The sequence below is a fragment of the Promicromonospora soli genome, assembly GCF_014653785.1.
In the GTDB taxonomy this organism is placed as follows: domain Bacteria; phylum Actinomycetota; class Actinomycetes; order Actinomycetales; family Cellulomonadaceae; genus Promicromonospora; species Promicromonospora soli.
Genome location: NZ_BNAS01000002.1, coordinates 485235 through 500703, shown reverse-complemented (window position 1 = coordinate 500703; position 15469 = coordinate 485235). Strand labels below are relative to the sequence as shown.

Annotated in this window: 13 protein-coding genes; 3 read left to right on the top strand and 10 right to left on the bottom strand. The window is 71.9% G+C overall.

From position 1 onward, the window contains the following. Positions 1-17 precede the first annotated feature (17 nt). The 6 genes from IE250_RS08055 to IE250_RS08030 form a co-directional block, all read right to left on the bottom strand. Positions 18-485 carry a hypothetical protein gene (locus tag IE250_RS08055; protein WP_189668741.1) on the bottom strand — a complete coding sequence of 156 codons (468 nt, stop codon included), beginning with the start codon at positions 483-485 and terminating at the stop codon, positions 18-20. A gap of 203 nt (positions 486-688) precedes the next feature. After that, positions 689-1093, bottom strand: coding sequence for an SHOCT domain-containing protein (locus IE250_RS08050; RefSeq protein ID WP_189668740.1), 405 nt, complete (start codon positions 1091-1093; stop codon positions 689-691). Positions 1094-1282: 189 nt separating this feature from the next. Beyond that, complete coding sequence (locus IE250_RS08045) at positions 1283-1969, bottom strand: response regulator (protein WP_189668739.1); 687 nt, start codon at positions 1967-1969, stop codon at positions 1283-1285. Beyond that, entirely contained in the window at positions 1966-3459 is a 1494-nt protein-coding gene (locus IE250_RS08040) for a sensor histidine kinase (protein ID WP_189668738.1), read from the bottom strand. The genes IE250_RS08045 and IE250_RS08040 overlap by 4 nt, the downstream gene beginning before the upstream one ends. A gap of 117 nt (positions 3460-3576) precedes the next feature. Further along, on the bottom strand, positions 3577-4812 hold the full coding sequence (locus IE250_RS08035) for an amidohydrolase (protein WP_189668737.1): 1236 nt from the start codon (positions 4810-4812) through the stop codon (positions 3577-3579). An 85-nt stretch (positions 4813-4897) separates the two neighbouring features. Next, entirely contained in the window at positions 4898-5371 is a 474-nt protein-coding gene (locus IE250_RS08030) for a group II truncated hemoglobin (RefSeq protein ID WP_229872260.1), read from the bottom strand. A gap of 70 nt (positions 5372-5441) precedes the next feature. Between IE250_RS08030 and IE250_RS08025 the strand changes: the two genes are divergently transcribed. Together IE250_RS08025 and IE250_RS08020 are read left to right on the top strand one after the other, a co-directional pair. After that, the gene (locus tag IE250_RS08025; protein WP_189668736.1) at positions 5442-7517 is read left to right on the top strand and encodes an NAD(+) synthase; all 2076 of its coding nucleotides are present in this window, start codon (positions 5442-5444) and stop codon (positions 7515-7517) included. Positions 7518-7652: 135 nt separating this feature from the next. After that, positions 7653-8300: a copper resistance CopC family protein gene (locus tag IE250_RS08020; protein ID WP_189668735.1), complete on the top strand. Its 648-nt coding sequence runs from the start codon at positions 7653-7655 to the stop codon at positions 8298-8300. Positions 8301-8304: 4 nt separating this feature from the next. Here the strand turns inward: IE250_RS08020 and IE250_RS08015 are convergent, their stop codons facing one another. Continuing rightward, a complete protein-coding gene (locus tag IE250_RS08015; protein WP_229872259.1) occupies positions 8305-9738 on the bottom strand; it encodes an MFS transporter in 1434 nt (477 codons plus the stop codon). Positions 9739-10012: 274 nt separating this feature from the next. Between IE250_RS08015 and IE250_RS08010 the strand changes: the two genes are divergently transcribed. Continuing rightward, positions 10013-10294: an HU family DNA-binding protein gene (locus IE250_RS08010; protein ID WP_020015632.1), complete on the top strand. Its 282-nt coding sequence runs from the start codon at positions 10013-10015 to the stop codon at positions 10292-10294. Between the two features lie 85 nt (positions 10295-10379). Here IE250_RS08010 and IE250_RS08005 read toward each other — a convergent pair whose 3' ends face one another. The 3 genes from IE250_RS08005 to IE250_RS07995 all read right to left on the bottom strand — a co-directional run bounded on the left by IE250_RS08005 (position 10380) and on the right by IE250_RS07995 (position 15460). Continuing rightward, the gene (locus IE250_RS08005; RefSeq protein WP_229872258.1) at positions 10380-12947 is read right to left on the bottom strand and encodes a lysylphosphatidylglycerol synthase transmembrane domain-containing protein; all 2568 of its coding nucleotides are present in this window, start codon (positions 12945-12947) and stop codon (positions 10380-10382) included. A gap of 107 nt (positions 12948-13054) precedes the next feature. After that, positions 13055-13834: a CPBP family intramembrane glutamic endopeptidase gene (locus IE250_RS08000; RefSeq protein ID WP_229872257.1), complete on the bottom strand. Its 780-nt coding sequence runs from the start codon at positions 13832-13834 to the stop codon at positions 13055-13057. A 132-nt stretch (positions 13835-13966) separates the two neighbouring features. Then, positions 13967-15460 carry a S10 family peptidase gene (locus tag IE250_RS07995; RefSeq protein ID WP_229872256.1) on the bottom strand — a complete coding sequence of 498 codons (1494 nt, stop codon included), beginning with the start codon at positions 15458-15460 and terminating at the stop codon, positions 13967-13969. Positions 15461-15469: the final 9 nt, after the last annotated feature.

Below are 15469 nucleotides of genomic sequence, written 5' to 3'. Positions count from 1 at the left end.
ACCAAGGGGCTCCCACGTCAGCCCTTGAAGCCGGCTTCCTTGCATGCGGCCTGGTAGTCCTTGATCGCACCTGTGACCGCCCTGGGCCGGGCGATGGAGCCGTCGAGCGCCTGGTCGAACGGCGCACGGACCGCCTCGAGGTGGCCGATGCTGACCTCGTCGGCCTTGCCGATGAGCAGGCCGATGGTCTGGCTGATACCGCTGACGGCGCCGGTCCGCTCCTCGTCCAGCGGGGCCTGGACGGCCGGTGCTGCCGCCGTGATGTTCGACACGAGCGGGCCGGTGAAGAACGCGTTGCACGACTCGACGAGGTCGTACTCGCCGGTGCTGACGGGGCCCTCGGCCACGGGCGACGGGGCGGCCTGCGGGACCTCCTCGCCGGTGGGCGTGAAGTCGCTGGCCATGTCCTCGAGGGCCGCACATCCGGACAACAGAAGTGCACAGGAGACCAGTGCGGCGGTTGCCCAGTTCTTGCTGGTGCTCACGATCTACTTCCCTCACGTCAACGATTCAGAACAGTGCGGGTCGGCGCACTCGCCCGCGAGTCTAGCGCCACGGCCGCAGCGGAACGCCATCGCTGCCCAGTGACAGCCCGGCTCGGGCACCGGCTTTCTGCCCGAACCGTCCCACATGCCAGACGCTCAGGTCATCGGGATGACCTGAGCGTCCGACACATCGGCGGGAAGCGTCAGCGGTTGTCGTCGGCCGGCGGCTGGTCCTGCGGCGTGGGGGCCGCGGGAGGTGCGTCGGTCGCCGTCGGGCCGGCGCTCGGGTGGGGGCTCGGACCTGCGCTCGGCGCGGGGCCCGCCGAGCGGAGCACGGCGAGACGGGACCGGTACTCGGCCTCGTCGATCTCCCCGCGGGCGAAGCGGTTGCCGAGCAGCGTCACGGGGTCGGCGCCCGCCGACGCGTGCGCGGCCCAGGGGCCGCCCCATCCGCCGCGCGGACCCCGCCGGGCGCGCCGCGCGATCAGGAAGATCACTGTCGCGAACAGGAGGAACCACAGCAGCGGGAAGATGAAGAAGAACGGGCCGGGTCCGCCCCAGCCGTAGTGGGGCCCGTTGGCGAGGACCTCTGTCGTCGCGGTGAGCATGTCGACCTCCAGCATTCGGTTCGGCCGGTCGTTCCGGCCACACCACCAGGCTGCCGCTGCCCGACGCCGGGGTCGTCACCCCCGCGTACCTGCTCACGTACCCCCGTGGTGCCGGGTCGGCACCTCCGGCCCACGCTCCGCCGATACCGGGTGGGCCTGCGGCCCCGCTCCGGGCGGGTGCCTCGTTCCTCAGCCCCCACCCTGCGCTGCACCTCCGGCCCACCCGGGGCGCACCAGGCCTGCCTCGTACGCGAGCACCACGAGCTGCGCGCGGTCGCGTGAGCCGGTCTTCATCAGCACCCGGGAGACGTGCGTCTTCACCGTCGACTCCGAGAGGTAGAGCTTGGAGGCGATCTCGTCGTTCGCGAGCCCGCCCGCCACCTCGACGAGCACCTCGCGTTCGCGCGGCGTCAGGTCGGCGAGCGCGGGCACCGGCCGAACGGTGCGGGTCGCCTCGGCGACCTTGGCCAGCAACCGTCGCGTCACCGAGGGCGAGAGCAGCGCGTTGCCCGACGCCGCCACCCGCACGGCCCGCACCAGCTCCGCCGGCTCGGTGTCCTTGACCAGGAACCCCGAGGCCCCGGCCCGGATCGCCTCCGTGACGTACTCGTCCAGCTCGAACGTCGTCACGACCACGACGTGCACACCCGCCGCCCGGGGCTCGGCGATGATCCGCCGCGTCGCCTCGAGCCCGTCCAGGCCGGGCATGCGGATGTCCATGAGTACCACCTGGGGCACGTGCTCGAGGGTGAGCGCCACGGCGTCGTCGCCGGTCGCGGCCTGGGCGACGACGCGCATGTCGTCCTCGGAGTCGATCAGGGCGCGGAACCCGCCGCGCACCAGGGCCTGGTCGTCGGCGAGCAGGACGTCGATCATGCGGTCTCTCCGGTCTCCGGTGTTTCTGACGGCGTGGCGGGCGCGCCGGTTGAGCCCGTCGAAACCTGTGACCGGGTCTCGACCGGCTCCACCAGCGGTGCCGGGAGCCTGGCCCGGACCTCCCAGCCGGTCCCGTCCCCGCGGGGCCCGGCGGTGAGCGTGCCGCCGGCGCCCTCGACCCGCTCGCGCATCCCGAGCAGCCCGTAGCCGGGCTCGATCGGCCCGCCGGAGACCACGCCGTCGTCGGCCACCACCACCTCGACGCCGTCGCCCCTGGTCACCCGCAGGGTGACCCGGCGGGCCGAGGGCGCGTGCCGGCGCACGTTGGTCAGTGACTCCTGGACCACGCGGTGCACGACGCCGGCGACGTGGTCGGGCAGGTCCCGGACGTCCGGTGCGAGGTCGACGGCGACGTCGAGCCCCTCCGCGCGGGCTTGGTCGGCCAGCTGGCGCAGCCCGGTGAGGTCCCAGGTCGGGGCGAGCGGCGCGGCGTCGCCCCACCCCGTCGGCCTCCCCCCTTCGCTGCCGGGGCCGACGGGGGCCCCGATGGCGACTCCGGCGTCGGGCAGCGGGCCGGGCGCCGGCGGGGACGTGCCCTCGCGGACTATCCCCAGCACCGTACGGACCTCGGCGAGCGCTTCCTTGCTGGTGTCGCGGATGTTGGACAGGGCCTCGCGCGCCTGTCCGGGGTTCCTCTCGAGCAGGTGCAGGCCCACTCCGGCCTGGACGTTGATGGCGGATAGTGAGTGGGCGAGGACGTCGTGCAGCTCGCGCGCGATCCGCAGGCGCTCGGAGGCGACGGCGGTGCGCTCGCGCTCGGCGGCCGTCTCCCGGGCAGCGGCCCGGGCAGCCACCCGGCGTGTGATCCGGTCCCGGGCGGCGCTCGCGATCAGCAGCACGACGGTGAGCCACGCGGCCCCAGCGATGAGCGCGCCCGGCGTCAGGAACCACGAGCCGTCCCAACCGCCCCAGGCGGGCCCGTAGGAACCAGGACCGCGTCCCCAGTTGCCGTGCGGGTTCACGGGCTGGTCAACCAGGGACCGCTCGATGCGCGGGGCGAGCAGCACGGCGGACGCTGCGACTCCCCCGGCGAGCAGGCCGGCGCCCGACCACGCGATCAGCCGGGCCCGGCGCGCGTCACCGCTGAGCATGACGCCGACCAGCACGGCGACCGGCCCGAGGAAGACCGGGCCCCACGGGTACCCGAGCAGCAGGAACGTGATGGTCGCGACGACGGACAGGGCCGTCGCGAGCGCGGGGCGGCGTGGCAGGAGGAACAGCAGCGCCGCGGGCGCGACCAGCAGCAGGAGCGCTCCGGCCAGGCCGGGCTCCGTTGTCCACGACTGGCCTCGTGCGGCGCCGAGCGAACCCACGTTGGAGGCGACCGCCACGGCGATAGCGACGAACGCGCGCGGCCGGATGCGGTCGAACGGCCCGGCGGGGGGAGGGTCCGCGGGTGCGGCGCTGTTCGGACGAGTGGTGCCCAGCATGCTCGCACGCTACGCCGCGCCCGGGCCCGCCGCGTCGGACCGCGGTGCCGGCGCGTGTCGTACCGGAGTGCCGCTTCGCCCTGGTTCTACTTCGCCCTGGTTCTACTTCGGCGGGCCTCAGGCGAAGCGCGCCGAGCGCTCGACCACGCGGCCGGCGCCGCGACCGCCGTCGGCGGCCGGGTCCCAGGCGTAGACCTCGGTGCCGGTGATGAAGACGCGCTCGGCGCGGGCGGTGGTGTCGAGGGGGTCGCCCGACCAGAGCACGACGTCGCCGTCGAGCCCCTCCCTGATGGTGCCCACCCGGGTGTCGAGGCCGAGGATCGACGCCGGGCTGGAGGTGATCGCCGCCAGAGCGGTGGTCCAGGGCAGCCCGTCGCGGAGGGCGAACGTCGCCTGGTGCACCAGGAAGTTGATCGGGATGACGGGGTGGTCGGTGGTGATGGCGACGCGCACGCCGGCGTCGGCCATCTTGACCAGGTTGACGATCGAACGGTCGCGGAGCTCGACCTTCGAGCGCGAGGTGAACATCGGGCCGTAGATGACGGGGATGTCCTTCTCTGCGAGGACGTCGGCGACCTTGTGGCCGTCGGTGCCGTGATTGATGACGAGCCGGTAGCCGAACTCCTCCGACAGGCGGATCGCCGTCGCGATGTCGTCCGCGCGGTGCGTGTGCTGGTCCCAGGCGAGCTCGCCGGCCAGGACGCGGGCCAGGGTCTCCTTGCCGAGGTCGCGCTCGAACGGCTTGCCCTCGGCCGCCGCGGCGTCGCGCTTCGCTACGTAGTTCTGGGCATCGACGAAGGCCTTGCGGATCACGTTGGTGACACCCAAGCGCGTCGACGGGAGCTGCTTCTTGTCCCCGTAGATGCGCTTCGGGTTCTCGCCGAGGGCCGACTTCACCGACACGCTGTCGCTGACGATCTGCTCGTCGACCGTGCGGCCGCCCCAGGTCTTGATCGCGACGGTCTGGCCGCCGATCGGGTTGCCCGAACCCGGCTTGATGACCGCCGTCGTCACGCCGCCGGCCAGCGCGTCGCGGAACCCCTCGTCGTCCACGTTGATGGCGTCGAGCGCGCGCAGCGCGGAGCCGTCGGGGTCGGTCATCTCGTTGGTGTCCTGGCCGGCCCACCCCTCGCCCTCCTCGTGGACGCCCAGGTGCCCGTGCGCCTCGACGAATCCCGGCAGGAGCCACTTGCCCCGGGCGTCGATGGTCTCGGTGCCCTCGGGAATCGCGACGCCCTGCCCGACGGCGGTGATCACGCCGTCCTGGATGAGGACCGTCCCGTCCTCGATGGGCTCGGCGGCGACCGGGACCACGTAGGCATGGGTGATGGCGATGCTGGAGCGGGTTGTCATGGGTACATCATTGCCCCAGGTAACGAGACGGTCGAGCGGCCGATGGTCGCGAGGGCGGACCTCTGCCAGAACGTCGCCTCCAGCCTCAGGTCTGCAAGCCCTCGCGGCCCCAGCGCGGCGTCGGGCCTGGGTCGCCGAGGTCGGTGCCGACCGGGTCCTGGGAGACCTGCTGCGCGATGGCCGTGCCCCAATCGAAGTAGGACATGAGCGGGGCGTGCAGGTCCGGTGAGTCCGGGAAGGTGTCATCTACGGCCGCCGACATCAGCTCGAGCCAGCGCTGCCGGTGCTCGTCGCGGATCCCGAGACCGAGATGGCTGTGCAACAGCGACTGGTGGCCGCCGAGCGACGTCGTGAACTCCGCCGGTCCGCTGAACACCTCGGCCAGCCACACAGCGACATGCTCGACGTGGCGCGGGCTGAAGTTCGCGAACACGGGCGCGAGCAGCTCGTCGGCCAGAACCCGTTCGTAGAACGCGTCGCTGAGTCGGCGGAGGGCGGGCATGCCACCCAGTGAGTCGTAGAGCGAGGGCTCCGGCGTCATGCCGATCAGCCTACGCACGGGACCTCCTGCGGACAGGCCGAACTCTCACCACGGCGAGCCCAGCGCGCAGATCCATAGACTCGACCTCGTGGACTTCTACTCCGCCTACGCCCACGGGTTCGCCCGGGTCGCGGCCTGCACCATCCCCGTCGCCGTCGCAGACCCCGCGGCCAACGCCGCAGCGGTCCTGGACCAGGCGAGGCAGCTCCACGACGACGGGGTGGCCGTCGCGGTGTTCCCCGAGCTGTGCCTGAGCGGCTACGCGATCGACGACCTGCTCATGCAGGACACCCTCCTGGAGGCCGTGCTCGAGGCGCTCGGGGTCATCCGGGATGCGAGCCGCGACCTCACCACGATGCTCGTCGTCGGCGCGCCGCTGCTGGTCGGCAGCCGCCTGCTGAACGTCGCCGTCGTCGTGCACCGCGGGCGGATTCTCGGCGTCGCGCCCAAGTCCTACCTGCCGAACTACCGCGAGTTCTACGAGAAGCGGCAGTTCGCGTCCGGCGACGAGCACCGCGGGACCTTCACCCTGCTCGGTGAGGAGGTGCCGATCGGCTCGGACCTCATCTTCCGGGCCGACGACGTGCCGGGGCTCGACGTCCACGTCGAGGTCTGCGAGGACATGTGGGTGCCCGTACCGCCGAGTGCGCTGGCGGCTCTCGCGGGTGCGACGGTGCTGCTGAACCTGTCGGCGAGCCCCATCACCGTGGCGCGCGCCGAGGATCGCCGTCTGATCGTCCGCAGCGGGAGCTACCGCTGCAACGCCGCGTACGTCTACACGGCGGCCGGCCAGGGCGAGTCCAGCACGGACCTGTCCTGGGACGGCCAGACCATGGTCTACGAGGCCGGCGACCTGCTCGGCGAGACCGAGCGGTTCCCCGACGGCGCGCGCGCCACGGTGGTCGACGTCGACCTGGACAGGCTGCGCCAGGAGCGCCTGCGGCAGGGCACCTTCGACGACAACCGGCGCGGGCTGGGGATGGGAGCGGCGGGGGCCTCGACAGGCTCGACCAACGGAGGGTTCCGGGAGATCACGTTCAGCGTGCACCCGCCGCAGGGCGACATCGGTCTGCGCCGCAAGGTGGACCGATTCCCCTTCGTGCCGGACGACGCCGAGCGCCTCGCCCTGGACTGCTACGAGGCGTACAACATCCAGGTCACCGGGCTCGAGCAGCGCCTGCGCGCCATCGGGCAGCCGAAGGTGGTGATCGGCGTCAGCGGTGGTCTGGACTCGACGCACGCGCTGATCGTCGCGGCCAAGGCGATGGACCGGCTGGGCCGGCCGCGCACCGACATCCACGCGTTCACGATGCCGGGCTTCGCGACGGGCAAGGAGACGAAGGACCGCGCCATCCGGCTCGCCGAGTCCCTGGGCGTGACGTTCCAGGAGCTCGACATCCGGCCTGCCGCCGAGCAGATGCTGCGCGACCTGGACCACCCGTTCTCCGACGGAGCCAAGCAGTACGACGTCACCTTCGAGAACGTCCAGGCCGGGCTGCGCACGGACTATCTGTTCCGGCTCGCGAACCACCGCGGCGGGATAGTGCTCGGCACGGGCGACCTCTCGGAGCTGGCGCTCGGCTGGTGCACCTACGGCGTGGGCGACCAGATGTCGCACTACGCGGTGAACGCGGGCGTGCCGAAGACGTTGATCCAGCACCTCATCCGCTGGACCGTCGACAGCGGGCAGTTCGCGGCGGAGGCGAGCAGCCCCGTCAACGCCGTCCTGACCGAGATCGTCGAGCAGGAGATCACGCCCGAGCTGATCCCTCACGAGGAGGGCGAGACGCCGCAGTCCACGGAGGCGATGGTGGGCCCGTACTCCCTGCAGGACTTCACCCTGTTCCACGTGCTGCGGCGCGGCTACCGGCCGTCCAAGATCGCGTTCCTTGCCTGGCACGCCTGGCGTGCGGTGGACGCCGGCGACTGGCCTCCCGGCTTTCCCGCCGCGCTGCGCACCGCCTACGACCTGGCGACGATCCGGCACTGGCTCGATGTGTTCGTGCGGCGGTTCTTCGCCTCGCAGTTCAAGCGGTCGGCCCTGCCGAACGGCCCGAAGGTGTCGCCGGGCGGCACGATGTCGCCGCGCGGCGACTGGCGAATGCCCTCGGACGCGACGGCCGCGGCCTGGCTGGCAGAACTGAAAAAGGTCCCGTTGTCCTGACCGTTGTGGGCGCGATCGTTGCGCCTACAACGGACAGAAGGTTGCAACGATCACGCCCACAACACGGACGGGTAGGGTGCCGTTATGCCTGCTGTCTCCGTTGCTCGGCCCGTGAACCGTCGTCTCGTCGTCCGAGTGATCACTGTGTTTGCGGCGGTCCTGACGTTCGCCGCCCTCTTGCTGGTGGCCGGCCCGGCGAGCGCTCACGACCAGCTCCTGTCGTCCGACCCGGAGGACGGCGCCACGCTCGACGAGCAGCCGACGAGCATCTCGCTCACCTTCAGCGCGCCGCCGCTCGACACGGGCATCGAGGTCACCCTGGTCGGCCCCGACGGCACCACGGCGCAGGGCCACGACATCCAGGTCACCGACGAGGTGGTGACCGCCCAGCTCGCCCCCGACCTGCCCCCGGGCAAGTACGACGTCGCGTGGCACGTCGTCTCCTCCGACGGTCACCCGATCGAAGGCGAGCTCACCTACGTGGTGGAGGGTGAGGCCGAGCCGACCGACACGGCCCAGCCGGACGCGGCGCAGCCCGCCGACGCGACCGACCAGCCGAGCATGCCGACCGAGCTGGCCGGTGCCGGAGACGGCGCGGGTCTCAGCGGGCTCGCGGTGACCGGCGGGATTCTCGCGTCGGTGCTCGTCGTGCTCGGCGTCGTGGTGATGATGCGCCGCAAGATCCTCGAGAACGACAAGCTGCGCCAGGCCAACGAGCCCGACCCCGAGGACCCGGACGCCGAGAAGCCCAACGACAACCCGGAAGACAAGCCGAAGCCGTGACGGGTCAGGGCTTCGGCGCCCGGGCGGCCAGGATCACGGTCACGACGGCAGGCACCAGCAGGATCGCGCCGGCCGTGTTCACCGCCTGGAACCCGCCCCAGGCGAGCAGCGGCCCGGCGAGCGCGGCGGAGCCCGCGCCGAAGTAGTTCATCAGCGCGTCGGTCGCGCCCTGCAGCGGCAGCTTGACGTGCGGCTCCGCCACGGACGCCAGCACCGCCGACGACGCGATCACGCACGCCGACCAGCCCAGCCCGAGCAGCACGAGCGCTACCGCCGTGAGCACCTCCGTGTTGATGGCCGGGCCGGTGGCACCGTGCCCGGCATGCACTCCGGCGGCTGGGGTCAGGGCCGCGGCAGTGAACCCGAGGGTGACCGCCGCACCCTGCAGCACCATGCCGCCGACGGCGACGCGCAGCGGGCCGAAGCGGTCGGCCAGCCACCCGAACACGGGACTGAGAGCGAACATCCCGAGCACGTGCAGGCTGATCACGATGCCGACGAGCTGCAGCGACATCCCGCCGTGCTGCATGTGCACGGGCGTCATCACCATCACCATGATCATCACGCTGTGCGCCACGGCGGTGGTCACCACGGCGAACCGCGCCCGCGGGTGCGCCGACGCCCACCGCAGCGCGGCGAGGGCGCCGGTCCGCGGTTCGGCACGCAGCGCCCCGTCGTCGTGCCCGCGGCCTTGCCCGACGGCGCGGCTCGTCGTCCGCCCGTGCCCGGCGGCCCCACCGCCGGTCACCCGGCCCACCACGGCGCCGGCCGGATCCCGGTACAGGGCGGCGAGCAGGAGCCCGGCCAGGAGGTACGCGACGACCGAGAACAGGTAGGGGCCGCCGAGGTCGGGCACGCCGAACCCGCTGCCTACGACCGCGCCCGGCGCCGCGAGGTTGGGTCCCACGACCGAGCCGACGGTCGTGGACCACAGGACTATCGACATGGTCCGGGCACGCGTGCCCGAACCGGCGTTGTCGGCGGCTGCGTACCGGGACTGCAGGTTGGTCGCGTTCGCGACGCCGTAGAGCGTGAGGCCGACCAGCAGCACGACGAGCTGGCCCAGCACGGCCGCCGTCACGATGAGCAGCGCGCCGACCGTGGACAGCGCGTAGCCCAGCGACAGGGCCCAGCGGCGTCCGCGGAGCTGCGCGAGTGTCGCCAGCGGGATCGAGGCGACCGCGGCGGCGAGCACGCCGACGGCCTGCGCGAGACCGGCCATGGACGTGCCACCCAGGCTCTCGGCGAGCAGCGCGCCGACGGCGGCACCGGATGCGACGCCGACCCCGGCCAGGAGGTTGCTGAACACCAGCACGACGAGGTTGCGGCGCGAGTGCGGTGCGTTTTCAGGGGTGGGTGCGACGGATTCCGCGGCCTCGTCGGCGGTGTTCACAGCGCCCTCGACGGTGGCTGGGACCTCGGACGGCGGTTTCTCCACGATTTCCTCTCATTAGCGCAGCACTACTGGAACGGTAGACCGCTATGGGTTGCGGAAGTCATCGAATAATGCGGGGTGACACTGCCCCGGGAGGCGGTTCACCGTCGTCGTCCACAGGGTCGTACACAGGTACGCGTGCTCTGAGAGCAGAAAGTTATCCACGACTCGCCGGTCAAGTGCCCGTTCTCCGCGAATTCCTGCCGATCTGCTGGCAGTATGGGGCCTCGTCGTCGGGCGGGTACCGCCGCACGACGTGACCGAAGAAGGGAACCGCATGTCGCTCAACAAGTCCGAGCTCGTCTCGGCCATCGCCAGCAAGGCTGAGATCAACAAGACCGAGGCCGAGGCCGCGCTCAACGCCTTCCAGGAGGTGCTGATCGAGTCGCTCGCCAAGGGCGAGGCCGTCAAGGTGACGGGCTTCCTCTCGGCCGAGCGCGTCGAGCGTGCCGCCCGCACGGGCCGCAACCCGCGCACCGGCGAGGAGATCTCGATTCCGGCGAACTTCGGTGTCAAGATCAGCGCCGGCTCGCTGCTGAAGAAGGCCGTCGCGAAGTGACGCTTCGCCGCTGATCTTTACAGCGACGCGAAGGCCCGGTCCCCCCAAGGGGCCGGGCCTTCGCATGTTCGCAGCTGGACGCGGCTCAGAGGTCGCCCTTGCGCTCCAGGTACCGCATCGCCACCCAGCCGATCGGGACGCGGCCCCAGTAGGTGCACAGGCGGTACAGGATCGTCGCGGAGAACGCGATGGTGGCCGGCACACCCCCAGCCGACAGGCCGGCCGTCAGGGCGCCCTCGACGCCGCCCAGGCCGCCCGGCGTCGGGATGAGGGCGCCGAGGGCGTTGCCGACCAGGTTGACGAGGGCGATGTCGACCAGCGAGAGCGACTCCCCGAAGGCCACGAGGCAGCACCACAGCGCGATGATGTAGCCGAGCGTCATGATGAGGTTCCCGGCCACACCGAGCGCCAAGCGGCCCGGGTGGCTCAGCATCTGGGCCAGGCGTGGCCACACCTGGCGCAGCCTCGGCCCGATGAATCCCAGCCCCCACCGGCGCACCGGCGGCACCAGCAGCGTCGCGACGACGGCGAGCGCGACACCCGCCAGCGTGATCAGCACCGCGGGCGACGGCAGCTCGACGAGCGCACCTGACCCGGTGAAGATCGCGAGCCCCACGAGCAGCAGCACGGTGACGACGAACTGGGACACCTGCACCAGGGCCACGGTGGCGACGGCCATCGACATCGAGACCCCGCGCTGGGTCAGCAGCCGCAGGTTGAGTGCCGCCGGACCGATCCCCGCGGGGGCCGCCAGCGCCACGAACGAGCCGGCGGCGGCCGTGAGCGTGGCCCGGCTGATCGGCACGCGGGTCGGGGAGAACGCGACGAGGGTCAGGCCGGCGCCCAGCCAGGTGAGGATGACCAGCGCGAAAGCCAGTGCGATCCACCACGGGTTGGCCTCACGCACCGCCTGGGCGATCTCCTCGAAGTTGATGGTGGTGACGACCACGGCGACGACGATGATCATCAGCGTCGTGGTGAGGACCGTGCGCGCGCTGAACCGGGAGATGCGCTGCGGCTGCACGCTGGCCTCGGGCAGGCGCTCCACCAGGGCCTCTCGCAGCTCCCCGACGAGTCCCTTCACCCGGCGCACCTCCTCGCGGGTGGTCCGGGGCAGTGCGATCGTCTGGATCAGAGGACCGATCGCGGCGATGTCGGCGCCGGGCAGGGCGCGTACCGCGGAGGCGACGGCGCGGCGCGGGCCGACCCGCAGCCCGATGAGCACGAGCATCTGCACCAGGTCGAGGCGCCGCGACAGCGGCGACGAGGCGATGTCGCCCTGCTCCCAGCCCGTGATCCAGACGTGCGGCCTGCCATCGGGGTCGCGGTGCGTGAGCAGGACGTCCTGCGTGAGCGCGCGGTGCGTGAGGCCCACGGCGTGTGCACGGGCGAGCTGGTCCCAGGCCTCGGCGAGCACGTCGTCGTGCACCTCGTCGTCGGGCAGGTCACGGAGCGAGACGGCCTGGGACGCGTGCTCCAGGACGAGCGCTATCGAGTCGCCGAACTCGCCGATCCCCAGGAGCCGGGGCGTACGGACGCCGGCGGCGGACGCGGCGTAGGAGAGCAGGGCCGTGCGTTCGGCGACGGCCTTGAGCGAGATCGCGGCCCGTCCCTCGATGCCGCGCAGGCGCAAGGCCCGCCACAGGCGCGTGATGAGGCCGACCACCTGGCGGTCGCCGTCGAGCACCATGACGTCTCGGCGCACGTTGTCGTCGCAGTACAGGGCGTACACGCGGTTGGCGCCGGCGCGCCCCAGGGCACGCGCCGCCGGGTCGTCGGGCGCGCCGTGGTCGGGCGCGTCGTCGTCGGGCGCGGCGTCGGCGGCCTGGCCGGACACGGACGCATGGCCGTCGCCCTGGTCGGACAGGGCGTGCACGCGGGCCAGCGAGATCGGTGCGAACCCGGCGCGCCGCACTGCCTCGACCAGGTCGGGTCCGTAGGCGCGCTCGCTGCGGATGCCCGACACGTACTGCACGGTCGAGCCCGCGAGGCGGCCCAGCAGCAGCGCGACAAGGACACCGGGCAGCGACACCTGGCCCGTGATCAGCACGATCAGCAAGGCGGTGAACATCAGGTTCCACGAGATGCGGACGGTCCGACGCCGGGTCGCGGGCCCGGCGACCGTGAGCATCGCGGTCAGGGCCACGGCGTACTCCGGGATGGTCAGCACGTACCCGGGGCCGCGCTCCCACACCGACATGCCGCGCACGAGCTCGTCGGAGCCCAGGTAGCGCACCAGGATCGTGGTGAGCACGCCGATCAGCAGCCCGAGGGCGGCCGCGACGATGGACTCGACGATCTGCCGGCCCAGGCGCCGGACGCCGAGCTCGATCGTCACGGCGACCGGTGCGAGCAGGCTGACGAAACCCTGCAGCACCGCCACCGGCACGAACAGGATCGCGGCCAGCAGGTCGTTGAAGCTCCGGACGTCCTCCGTGACCCCCGCCGTGGTGCCGTGCGCGACGACCGACAGGAACATGACGCCCGCGATGCCGACTGCGCACGCGATCATCCAGACCAGCGCGCGGGGGTGCCGCACGCGCTGCTCCGGGGTGTCGACGACGTGGACGAGGCCGGTCTCTTCGGGCACTGTCTGCGCCACGTCGGAGACGTCGGCACCGGCGTCAGCCCGGCCGGTGCGCGAGTTGGACATACTCGGGAGTCTAGGACGGTTGGCTCTTCCTTGACCGGAAGGCCACGGGTGACGCCCGGGATGCCCCGGTCAGGTCGGGGATCTCCCAGGCGCGCGCCCGCGCTCCCTCACCGGATGCCGAGGGCCTCGCGCCACTCGGCGGGCACGAGCGCGTAGCCCACGAACGCCACCACGTCGAGGAGCGTGTGCGCGACGATCAGCGGGATCAGGCGGTGCCGGCCCTCGGGCTGGAACCTGCGCGAGGTGTAGAACCACGAGAAGACCACGCCCATCACCACGTTCCCGAGGAACGGCCCGATGCCCTGGTACAGGTGGTACGAACCGCGCAGGAGCGAGCTGGCGACGATGAACTTCACCCGGCTCCAGCCGAGGTCCCGCGTGCGCTCGTACAGGTAGCCGACGGCGACGACCTCCTCCAGCAGGCCGTTCTGCAACGCGCTGAGCAGCAGCACCGGGACCGTCCACCAGTACGCCTCCAGGGCGCTGGCCTGCACCTCGACGGTGATGCCCAGCGCCCGCCCGAGGGCGTAGAACGCGAGACCGGGAATGCCGATCGCGGCGGCGAGCGCGACGCCCCACCCGAGGTCGCGGCCAGGGCGGGTCCGGTCCAGGCCGAGGCTGCGGACGGCGCTGCGGCCCTGCCCGCTGAGCAGGAACAGCGCCAGCGCCACCGGCACGAGCGCGAACCCGATGCTCAGCAGCTGGTAGACGAGGTCCAGATACGGGCGCTCGGACTGGCTCGGGTTGAGCGTGGCGGTCTGCTCGGCGAGCGGCGGGCCCGCCGTGAGCCGGGCCGCGATGTTGACGAGCGCGTACACCGCGGACTGGCCCAGGCTGAGCCCGAGCACTATCCACACCTCGGCGGCGACGCGACGATTGGAGAGCACTCGCCCGTTATAGCAGCCGCCGCTGAGCGTGAGCCGTGCGGGACCTCAGGGCGATGCCGTTGGCGCCTGAGACCGACGTTCCGCTCCGGGCGAGTGCCTCGCTCGGCCCTCACCCTGCGCTGCACTCTGGCCTCAGGCGCGGTTGGACGCGCGCCGGACGAAGTCCGCCAGGTCCGCCGCCTGCGCCACCCGCGACTCAGGGTGGATGTACATCATGTGGCCCGCCGGGTAGACCCGGGTCTCGATGCGGTCGCGGTAGGACGCCGGGATCGCCATCTGGTCGAGGCTGTACTCGATGGCCTCGACCGGGACGCCGCCGTCGTACCGCCCCATGGCGATGTGCACCTGGAGGTGGGGGTTGAGGATCATCGCCGTCGCGAGCTTGTCGGCGACGTCGACCGCCTTGCCCTCGAACTCCTTGTACGACCACGGGTGCACCTGACGGGACAGCACCTCGTAGATCGCGTCGTGCTCGTACTCGAGCTCGCCGCGCAGGTAGTGGTGCAGCGCGGCGGTGTACGGGCCGGAGGTCGCCGTCAGGAACGGGTCGTACGGCATCTGCTCGTGGATGTAGTGGTCCGCCGCGCCGGTGAACCGGGTGTCGAGGCGGCCGGTGACGAGGCGGCGCGCGCGCAGCAGCTCCGCGTAGACGCGGGTGTGCTCCAGGCGCAGGTTCGCGCGGTCGACGTAGTCCTCGCTGAGCCCGGTCAGGGACGCGATCTTGGTGACGGCGGCGGCGCGCTCGTCGTCGGGGACACGCGCTCCCCGCGCCAGGACGGAGCTGTAGGTCTCGGACCAGTCGCGGGCCTCGGCCACGACGTCGTCCAGCGTCCGCTCGCCGAGGAGGCCGTGATACTGCGCCGTCGCGGCGTAGAGCGGCAGGAACAGCGGGTGCGGCAGGTTGGAGTGCTCGCCGTCGAACAGGGCCTCCAGGTTGAGCGCCGGAGCAACCAGCATGACGCCGTTGAGGAACATGCCGAAACGCTGCTGGAGGTACTCGGCGAGGGCTGCCCCACGAGTGCCGCCGTAGGACTCGCCGATGAGGAACTTGGGGCTCATCCACCGGTCGTGGCGGCTCGTCCACAGGCGGATGATCTCGCCGACGGACTCGAGGTCGCCCGTGAAGCCGTGGAACGGCTTGGCCTGCTCGCCCTCGGTGGCGCGCGAGAACCCCGTCGAGACGGGGTCGATGAACACGAGGTCGGAGACGCGCAGCAGGGTCTCCGGGTTGTCGAGCAGCCCGTACGGGGGCGCGGTCAGGTTGCCGACGTCGCCCGAGTCGACCCGGCGCGGGCCGAGCAGGCCCAGGTGCAGCCACACCGACGACGAGCCGGGTCCACCGTTGAACGCGAAGGTCACCGGGCGGCGCGTCACGTCGGCCTCGTCGAGCGTGTAGTACGTGATCGAGACCTCGGCCTTGGGCTTGCGGCCGTCGTACTTCTCCTCCTTGTGGGCCTCCTCGCGCAGCACGATCCGGCCGGTCGTCGCGGAGTAGGAGAGGTCGCCCTCCGGCGTGTGCAGGGTGTGGCGCGTGGTGACGAGGTCGTCGGCGGGCTCGGGCTTCTTCGACACCCCCGGCTCGTTCGTCGCGGCGTCGGTCTTCTTCGTCATCTCGTCGTCGGTCACGCGGGGGAA